2 protein-coding genes and 1 pseudogene are annotated in these 2,480 nt (G+C 57.9%); all 3 read right to left on the bottom strand.

Going from position 1 to position 2,480, the window contains the following annotated elements:
• Positions 1-638, bottom strand: a pseudogene (locus Q1B46_RS22105) (ABC transporter permease); the annotation flags it as partial.
• Positions 635-1,441, bottom strand: coding sequence for an ABC transporter ATP-binding protein (locus tag Q1B46_RS22100; RefSeq protein ID WP_299670006.1), 807 nt, complete (start codon positions 1,439-1,441; stop codon positions 635-637). The gene Q1B46_RS22100 and the pseudogene Q1B46_RS22105, both read right to left, overlap by 4 nt.
• A gap of 75 nt (positions 1,442-1,516) precedes the next feature.
• A partial coding sequence (locus Q1B46_RS22095) for an ABC transporter substrate-binding protein (protein WP_366871620.1) occupies positions 1,517-2,480 on the bottom strand: 964 nt, incomplete at its 5' end.

Below are 2,480 nucleotides of genomic sequence, written 5' to 3'. Positions count from 1 at the left end.
ATCTCAAAGAACCGCGCGACAACGGTCTCTGGCGCAGGCAGCCAGATCGGGTTCATCTGCAAGCCCTGTCTGGGTGTAAAGCTGATCGCGCCCTTGCCCGTCAGACTGACAGAGCCATCACCGGTATTCACCTTACCCTCGGGGCCTATGGCAGTGCCGTTGATGGCAATGAGCTTCGCGCCGTCCTTACGTTTGGCTTCGTCATTCTTGTCAAACAGAATGGTCGAGGACCGCCCCGCAGGCGCCGCAAAGGCGTCGTCCTTGGCAAAACCACTACCGGGCTCAACCTCGAACTTTTCAGCCTCTTCCCCAAAGGCCGGGACGCGGATGAACACGGTTGCATCATCCGTGCTGCCATCGGCATTTTCCAGCGTGTAGGTGAACTGCGTATCACCCACGAAAGGGCCAGGCACATGGATCGGGATCAGTTTCGATCCCGTGAAGGCCGCCCAGATCACAAAGATCACCAGCACCGAGATGATCGACGCAGCCCGATCCGCCCGAACCGCGCTTTCATCACCGAAGGTCACGGTTTTCAGGCTGGTGAAGTCCTGCCGCGACTGCAGGCCGCGGCGCATGGCATAAACGATGAAAAAGGCGCCGGCGAACAGACCGATATAAAAGAGAAGTACAATCATGATGCCTGCTCCGTCCGACCCATAATTTCTTCTTCCATCTCCCAGATCATCGAGAGAATCTCGTCGCGTTTTTCCGCAAACCCTTCAGATTTCTTGACATCGCGCAGGTCCGCATTCACGCCCCGCTCGGCAAAGGGCAGGTTGTATTCGCGGTGTATCCGGCCCGGCCTGGGGGCCATCACGATCAGCCGCTCGCCCAGCAACAGCGCCTCTTCCACCGAGTGGGTGATCAGAATGATGGTCTTGCCGGTTTCCTTCCACAATTTCAGAACCAGCCCCTGCATCTTTTCACGGGTCAGCGCATCCAGCGCGCCAAGGGGTTCGTCCATCAAGATCACGTCGGGCTCATTGGCCAGACACCGGGCCAGCGCCACACGCTGCTGCATGCCGCCCGACAGCTCATAAACCGCCTTGTCCTTGAAATCCTGCAGGCCCACGACGTCAAGCAAGTGCTCCGAGATCTTGTCCCGTTCCGCCTTGGGCATGCCTTTCATGCGCGGGCCAAACTCGACGTTTTCCCGCACGTTCATCCATTCGAACAGGGCCCCTTTCTGGAACACCATTCCGCGCTCGGCATCCGGGCCTTTGACCAGATGACCGTTCAATTCGATCTTGCCAGATGTGGGCGCCAAAAACCCCGCCACAATATTGAGAAGCGTGGTCTTGCCGCAGCCCGAAGGCCCCAGCACCGACATCAGCTCACCCTCTTTCAGGCTGAGCGAGACATCCTGAAGCGCTTGCACAGATGAGCCATTGGGTAAGTCGAAGCGCATGGACAAATCGACAATGTCCAGTTCAGGCATTCTGTATCCTTCCTGCGTGCATAACCGAGGACCGACCCAATTGATGGGCCGGTCACAAAGTGTGGTGGTCGCGCTTTACTTGCTTGCGGCAGACAAAGGATCGGTGTTCACCGCACCTTCATATGATTGCAGTGCGGAATCGATACTGCCCGCATCTACAAACACGTTGGCAACACCCAGCATGAAGTTCTGGGCGCCACCACCCAGCCACTTACCAGACAGCTGCTCTTCCGCCGACGGGAAGGTGAAATCGGTAATTGTCGCCTCGGCATCCGCAGGGTCCATACCCGCATCCTTGGCAATCACCTGCAGCATCTCGTCCTTATCCGCTCCGGCGTTCCATTTGGCATTGGCATTCGCAGTGATTTGCAGAAACTTCGACAGCAGTTCGGGCTCTTCCTCGATAAAGCTCGACGGGGCACTGGTCACGTCGAAAACCAGGATGCCCAGCTCTTCCTTCTCGGCCCCGGTCAACAGGAAATTCCCGTGCTCGGTCATGCGGCGCAGCGCGCCCCCCCAACCGCACACCATGTCCAGATTGCCCTGGGCAAAGGCCGCCGCACCATCCGCAGGCGCCATGTCGACAATCTCCATCGAGCCGACATCAACACCAAAATGGTTCATCTGCGACAGGAACCCGTAATGCGCCGCCGTTCCGATCGGAACACCAACCTTCTTGCCGTTCAGCTCGGCCGCGTTGGTCTTGTCGATCTCAAGCGCTTCGGCAACCACGCAATTGTCGTTCTCCGAATAGCTGACCGCTACATCAACAGCTTGCAGGTCCTGACCCGCCGAGGTGGCAACCACAAATGGCGGAACACCCTGGCTGACCGCAATCTGAACGTCCCCAGACGCCATCGCCGCAGACATCGCTGTCCCGGTGTCAAACGACACCCAGTTGATCTTGACACCCATCTCATCTTCATAGGTCCCATTGGCCTTCGCATACTGAAACGGCATCGGCCATTCCAGAAAATACGCAACCGTAATCTCATCAAGCGCAGATGCCTGCGTCGCAGTCATCGCAGCAATCCCGGCA

Origin of the sequence: uncultured Ruegeria sp. (genome assembly GCF_947500045.1) — a bacterium.
Lineage (GTDB): Bacteria > Pseudomonadota > Alphaproteobacteria > Rhodobacterales > Rhodobacteraceae > Ruegeria.
This window is presented reverse-complemented; position numbering and strand designations above follow the sequence as displayed.